This is a genomic window from Streptomyces sp. BR123, assembly GCF_013401435.1.
GTDB lineage: Bacteria > Actinomycetota > Actinomycetes > Streptomycetales > Streptomycetaceae > Streptomyces.
Genome location: NZ_JACBGN010000371.1, coordinates 1 through 6,442 on the forward strand (window position 1 = coordinate 1; position 6,442 = coordinate 6,442).

A 6,442-nucleotide genomic window follows, 5' to 3' on the forward strand; every position below is an offset into this window, starting at 1 on the left:
CTCCCCGGCCCCGGCACCCGCCCTCCCCGTGACCGTGCCCTCGGCCGACGGCGGCCAGGTGGCGGTCGCCTCCACCGACCGCGTCGTACCGCTGACCGGCAGCCTCAACGAGATCGTCCACACCCTCGGCCTCGGCCCGCAGGTCATCGCCCGCGACATCACCGCCACCTTCGAACAGGCCGCACGGCTCCCCGTGGTGACCCGCGGCCACGAGGTATCCGCCGAGAGCGTGCTGTCCCTGCGCCCGACGCTGGTACTGGCCGAGACCACCACCGGCCCCGCCGAGGCGATCCGGCACATCCGCGACGCCGGCATCCCGCTGCTCGTGGTCGACCCGGCCAAGTCCCTGGACGACGTACCCCGCCGGATCGACGCCGTGGCCGCCGCGCTCGGCGTCAAGGAGGCCGGGGCCCGGCTGAACCAGCGCACCGCCGAGCGCATCGCCGCCGCCCGCGCGGCCGTCCCGGCGCAGACCGCACCGGGCAAGCGGCCCCGGGTGGCGTTCCTCTACCTGCGCGGCTCCGCCTCCGTGTACCTGATGGGCGGCTCCGACTCCGGGGCGTCCTCGCTGCTGGAGGCCGCGGGCGCCGTCGACACCGGCAAGGAGTCCGGCCTCGGCAAGGACTTCACCCCGATCACCAGCGAGGCCCTCGCGGCCGCCACGCCCGACGCCCTCCTCGTCATGGCCAAGGGGCTGGAGTCCGTCGGCGGCCCGGACGGCCTGGTGAAGATCCCGGGCGTCGCCCAGACCCCGGCCGGCATGGACCGCCGCGTGATCAGCATCGACGACGGCGTCCTCCTCAACTACGGGCCCCGCACCGACCAGGTGCTCACCTCCCTCATCGCCCAGCTCCACGGCAAGGCCTGACATGGGCGGCCGCACCACGGAACCCGCCGCGGAGACGGCAGAACCCGCACCCGCACCCGCACCCGCACCCGCACCCGCACCCGCACCCGCACCCGCACCCGAGCTTGCGACCGAGGCCGGGGCCGAGGTCGAGACCCCAGTCACCGGCGCCGCCCCGTCGGGCAGGGCCCGGGGCTGCAGCGGCCGGCTGACCGCAGGGCTCGCCGCCGTGCTCGTCCTGCTCGCCCTCGTCTCCGCCGGGGTCGGTGCGTACGAGATCCCCCTCGGGGACGTCCTCGGCTCCGTGCAGCACCGCCTCGGCCTGGGCGGGGCCGCACTCGACCGGGTCGGCGAGAGCGTGCTGTGGAACGTACGCCTCCCCCGCGTCGCCCTCGCGCTGCTCGTCGGCGCCAGCCTCGGCTGCGCGGGAGCCCTGATGCAGGGGGTGTTCGGCAATCCGCTGGCCGAGCCCGGCGTCATCGGCATCTCCGCGGGCGCCGCCGTCGGCGCGGTCGCCGCCATCGCGCTCGGCCTCGGCTTCCTCGGCAACTGGACCGTCACCGTCTGCGCGTTCGCCGCCGGGCTCGTCACCGTCGGCGCCGTGTACCTGCTGTCGCGGACCGGCGGCCGGACCGAGGTCGTCACCCTCGTCCTCACCGGCATCGCCGTCAACGCCTTCGCGGGCGCCCTCATCGGCCTGTTCGTCTTCCTCGCCGACAGCGGGCAGGTCAACCAGATCACCTTCTGGCAGCTCGGCTCCCTCGCCCAGGCCACCTGGCCCAAGGTGCTCGCCGTCCTGCCCTGCGCCGCCGCCGGACTGGCCCTCGCCCCCTGCTACGCCCGTCGGCTGGACCTCCTCTCCCTCGGCGAGCGGTCCGCCCACCACCTGGGCGTGGACGTCGAGCGGCTGCGGCTCGCGCTCATCGTCGTCGTCGCGCTGCTGACCGCCGCCGCCGTCGCCGTGGCCGGTGTCATCACCTTCGTCGGGCTGCTCGTCCCGCACCTGCTGCGCATGGCGAACGGCCCCGGCCACCGCTTCCTGGTCCCCGGCAGCGCCCTGGCCGGCGCGGCGGTGCTGCTCGCGGGCGACCTCGCCGCGCGGACCGCGGCCGCCCCGGCGGAGCTGCCGCTCGGGGTGCTCACCGCGCTGATCGGCAGTCCGTTCTTCTTCTGGCTGCTCCGCCGGACCCGCCGCAGGCAAGGAGGCTGGGCATGACCACCACCGGACCCTCCGGCTTCCGCTTCCTGCGGCGGCGCCGGCCCGCCGCCCCCGAGCGCCGCCCCGCCGGCACCCCCGTCGCGGAGGCCGCCGGCCTGCAGGTCCGCCTCGGCGGGCGCGCGGTCCTCGCCGGGATCGACCTGGCCGTCCGGGCCGGGGAGGTGCTGGCCCTGGTCGGCCCGAACGGCGCCGGCAAGTCCACCCTGCTCGCCGCGCTCGCCGCCGACCTGCCCGCCGCGTCCGCCGCCGTACGGATCGACGGGCGCCCGGCGGGCGCGTGGACGGCCGCGGAGCTGGCCCTGCGGCGTGCGGTGCTCCCGCAGGCCGCGGAGCTGTCGTTCCCGTTCACCGTGGCGGAGGTCGTGACGATGGGCCGCGCGCCCTGGGTCGGTACCGGCGCGGCCGACGGCGGCCCGGACGAGGCCGCGGTGGCCGGGGCGATGGCCGCCACGGAGGTGTCCGGCTTCGCCGCCCGGCCCTTCACCGCGCTGTCCGGCGGCGAGCGGGCCCGGGTGGCGCTGGCCCGGGTGCTGGCCCAGCAGGCCCCGTTACTGCTGCTCGACGAGCCGACGGCGGCCCTGGACCTGCGCCACCAGGAGCTGGTGATGCGGATCTGCCGGGAGCGGGCCGCCGCAGGGGACGCGGTGGTCGCTGTGCTGCACGACCTCGGCCTCGCCGCGGCCCACGCCGACCGCATCGCCGTCCTGGAGGGCGGGCGCATCGCGGCGGACGGGCCACCGGCCGAGGTGCTGCGCGCGGATCTGCTCAGCCGGGTCTACCGGCAGCCCGTGGAAGTGCTGCCACATCCGCAATCTGGCATTCCGCTTGCACTCCCAGTACGCGGTGCAGCCCGGCCCTCCGTTCGGGACAACCACTTTGGCTTGACTTCCGCTTGACCCTTCCATGGGGCCCTCGTGAGGTCCCCGTGACGGCTCCGTATCCGGAGCCCGAAGGTGTGCGTCAGATCACTGGACGAACGGGCATGGGTCAAGTAAGGCTCAGCTAAGTTAGGTCCGCCTCTCCAACCGCCCCCCGGGGCGGCCGTCTGGCGCATGTCATCAGCCCGACACCGACATCAGGAGCCCCCATGCGTCCCGCCCGCCTCACCGTCCTCACTGCGGCCGCCGTCGCGGCAGCGCTCACGGCCGTCACCGGCTGCGCGGAGAAGGGCGGGTCGGCAGACGGCAAGGCCGTCAAGGTCGCCGCCTCCGACACCGCGTGCGAGGTCTCGCAGACCGAGTTCCCGGCGGGCAAGGTCACGATCGAGGTCGAGAACAAGGGCTCGAAGGTCACCGAGCTGTACGTCCTCTTCCCGGACGACCGGATCGTCACCGAGCGCGAGAACATCGGCCCGGGCACCAAGGCCACCATCACCGCCGAGATCAAGGCCGGCGACTACGAGATCGCCTGCAAGCCCGGCATGAAGGGCGACGGCATCCGCCAGAAGGTCAAGGCCACCGGCAACGGCACCGCCGAGAAGCGCAGCCCCGAGCTGGACGCCGCCGTCGCCGGCTACCGCGAGTACGTGCAGGAGCAGGCCGACGAGACCCTCCCCGCGGCCAAGGCGTTCGCCGACGCGGTCAAGGCCGGCGACCTGGAGGCCGCGAAGAAGGCGTACGCCCCCTCCCGCATCGGCTGGGAGCGCACCGAGCCGGTCGCCGAGTCCTTCGGCGACATCGACCCGAAGGTCGACGTCCGCGAGGACGGCCTGGAGGCCGGCCAGGACCCGGCGAAGGACTGGACCGGCTGGCACCGCCTGGAGAAGGCGCTGTGGGCCGACGGCAAGATCGGTGACGAGGAGAAGAAGCTCGCCGACCAGCTGATCACCGACCTGACCGACTGGCAGAAGAAGGTCGGCCAGGCGGAGATCACCCCCACCTCCATCGCCAACGGCGCCAAGGAACTCCTCGACGAGGTCGCCACCGGCAAGGTGACGGGCGAGGAGGAGCGCTACAGCCACACCGACCTGGTCGACTTCAAGGCCAACGTCGAGGGCGCGCAGAAGGCGTACGAGCTGCTCAAGCCGGTCGCCGCGAAGAACGACGCCGAACTCGCCAAGCAGCTCGACACCCAGTTCGCCGCGCTGAACACGCTGCTGGACAAGTACCGCGCGGACAAGAACACCTACGAGTTCACCTCCTACGACAAGGTCGGCGAGACCGAGCGCAAGGAGCTGTCGGACGGCGTCAACGCCCTGGCCGAGCCGCTCTCGAAGCTGGCCGCCGCGGTCGCCAAGTAATCCGGCAACGGCCAACACCAGGCAGGAGAACCCGGAATGACTGAATCTGAGCCGGCCAAGGCCGGCGGCCGCCCCTCGCGGCGCTCCGTACTCGGCTGGGGCGGGGCCGGGCTGACGCTCGGCGCCGCCGCGGCCGGCGGTGCGGCGGCGGCCCTCGTCCCCTCCTCCGACCTCGCGCCGGCGGCCTCCGCCGGCGGGGCGGTGCCCTTCCACGGCGCGCACCAGGCCGGTATCGCCAGCGCGGTCCAGGACCGCCTGCACTTCGCGGCCTTCGACGTGAAGACGAAGGACCGCGCCGAGCTGGAGAAGCTGCTGAAGGACTGGACCGAGGCGGCCCGCCTGATGACGGCCGGCCGGCCCGTCGGCGACGCCTACGAGGGCCGCCCCGAGGCCCCGCCGACCGACACCGGCGAGGCCCTCGGCCTCAAGCCGTCCCGGCTGACGCTGACCTTCGGCTTCGGCCCGGGACTGTTCGCCAAGGACCGCTTCGGCCTGGAGGACAAGCGCCCGGCCGCCCTGGTGGACCTGGAGCTGTTCCCCGGCGACAACCTGGACCCGGCCCGCTCCGGCGGCGACCTGTGCGTCCAGGCCTGTGCCGACGACCCGCAGGTCGCCGTGCACGCCATCCGCCAGCTCGCCCGCATCGGCTTCGGCAAGGTCGCGATGCGCTGGTCGCAGCTCGGCTTCGGCAAGACCTCCTCGACCACCCCCGAGGAGCAGACCCCGCGCAACATGATGGGCTTCAAGGACGGCACCCGGAACATCTCCGGCACCGACAAGGCGGCCCTCGACAAGCACGTGTGGGTCGGCGCGGAGGACGGCAGCGCCTGGATGACGGGCGGCTCGTACCTGGTCGCCCGCCGCATCCGCATGAACATCGAGACCTGGGACCGCACCCCCCTGCAGGAGCAGGAGGACATCTTCGGCCGCGACAAGGGCGAGGGCGCGCCGGTCGGCAAGTCCAAGGAGCGCGACGAGCCGTTCCTGAAGGCGATGAAGCCAGAGGCGCACGTCCGCCTCGCGCACCCCGACAGCAACAACGGGGCGACGATCCTGCGCCGCGGCTACTCCTTCACCGACGGCACGGACGGGCTGGGCCGCCTCGACGCAGGCCTGTTCTTCATCGCCTACCAGCGCGACGTCCGCAAGGGCTTCATCCCGATCCAGCGGCAGCTGGCGAAGTCCGACGTCCTCAACGAGTACATCCAGCACGTGGGTTCGGCGATCTTCGCCGTCCCGCCGGGCGTCCGCGACAAGGACGACTGGTGGGGCCGGGCCCTGTTCGCGTGACACGGGTCCGCAGACGAGGAGAACCGACGTGTTCAGCAACTATCTGATCGGCCTGCGCGAGGGGCTGGAGGCCAGCCTGGTCGTCTGCATCCTCGTCGCGTACCTGGTCAAGACGGAGAACCGGGACAAGCTGCCCCCGCTGTGGCTGGGTGTGGGCCTCGCGGCCGCGATCAGCCTCGCCTTCGGAGCCGCGCTCGAATTCGGCACCTCGGAGCTGACGTTCCAGGCGCAGGAGGCGATCGGCGGCAGCCTGTCGATCGTCGCGGTCGGCCTGGTGACGTGGATGGTCTTCTGGATGAAGCGCACCGCGCGGCACCTGAAGGCCGAGCTCCACGGCAAGCTCGACGCCGCCCTGGCCATGGGCACCGGCGCCCTGGTGGCGACTGCGTTCCTGGCCGTCGGCCGCGAGGGGCTGGAGACCTCGCTGTTCGTGTGGCGGTCCGTGCACGCCGCCGGCGACGGCTCCGCGCCCCTGATCGGCGTCCTGCTGGGTCTCGGCACGTCGGTCCTGCTGGGCTGGCTGTTCTACCGGGGCGCGCTGCGGATCAACCTGTCCAGGTTCTTCACCTGGACGGGCGCGATGCTGGTCGTGGTCGCCGCGGGCGTCCTCGCGTACGGCATGCACGACCTGCAGGAGGCCGAGTTCCTGCCGGGCCTGGCGGACAGGGCCTTCGACATCAGCGGGACCATCCCGCCGGACAGCTGGTACGGGACCCTGCTGAAGGGCACGTTCAACTTCCAGCCGGACCCGACGTGGCTCCAGGTCGGGGTGTGGGTCCTCTACCTCGTGCCCACGCTGGCCCTCTTTCTCGCGCAGGGCCCGGGCCGCCCGGCGCAGGCCCCCGGC

General features: G+C 73.4%; 6 protein-coding genes. All 6 read left to right on the forward strand.

Annotated features, from left to right (window positions below; genetic code table 11):
• On the forward strand, positions 1-868 hold an 868-nt coding region (locus HYE82_RS32850), incomplete at its 5' end, for a hemin ABC transporter substrate-binding protein (RefSeq protein WP_179177865.1).
• A 1-nt stretch (position 869) separates the two neighbouring features.
• Entirely contained in the window at positions 870-2,063 is a 1,194-nt protein-coding gene (locus tag HYE82_RS32855) for an iron ABC transporter permease (RefSeq protein WP_179177866.1), read from the forward strand.
• A complete protein-coding gene (locus HYE82_RS32860; protein WP_179177867.1) occupies positions 2,060-2,962 on the forward strand; it encodes a heme ABC transporter ATP-binding protein in 903 nt (300 codons plus the stop codon). Before HYE82_RS32855 ends, HYE82_RS32860 begins: the two co-directional genes overlap by 4 nt.
• A 191-nt stretch (positions 2,963-3,153) precedes the next feature.
• On the forward strand, positions 3,154-4,305 hold the full coding sequence (gene efeO, locus HYE82_RS32865; RefSeq protein WP_179177868.1) for an iron uptake system protein EfeO: 1,152 nt from the start codon (positions 3,154-3,156) through the stop codon (positions 4,303-4,305).
• A gap of 36 nt (positions 4,306-4,341) precedes the next feature.
• Positions 4,342-5,595: an iron uptake transporter deferrochelatase/peroxidase subunit gene (gene efeB, locus HYE82_RS32870; RefSeq protein ID WP_179177869.1), complete on the forward strand. Its 1,254-nt coding sequence runs from the start codon at positions 4,342-4,344 to the stop codon at positions 5,593-5,595.
• Between the two features lie 28 nt (positions 5,596-5,623).
• On the forward strand, positions 5,624-6,442 hold an 819-nt coding region (gene efeU / locus HYE82_RS32875), incomplete at its 3' end, for an iron uptake transporter permease EfeU (RefSeq protein ID WP_179177870.1).

Coding starts and splice junctions, on each gene's coding strand:
- HYE82_RS32855 (WP_179177866.1), top strand. CDS start 870: ATGGGCGGCCGCACCACGGAACCCGCCGCGGAGACGGCAGAACCCGCA.
- HYE82_RS32860 (WP_179177867.1), top strand. CDS start 2,060: ATGACCACCACCGGACCCTCCGGCTTCCGCTTCCTGCGGCGGCGCCGG.
- efeO (WP_179177868.1), top strand. CDS start 3,154: ATGCGTCCCGCCCGCCTCACCGTCCTCACTGCGGCCGCCGTCGCGGCA.
- efeB (WP_179177869.1), top strand. CDS start 4,342: ATGACTGAATCTGAGCCGGCCAAGGCCGGCGGCCGCCCCTCGCGGCGC.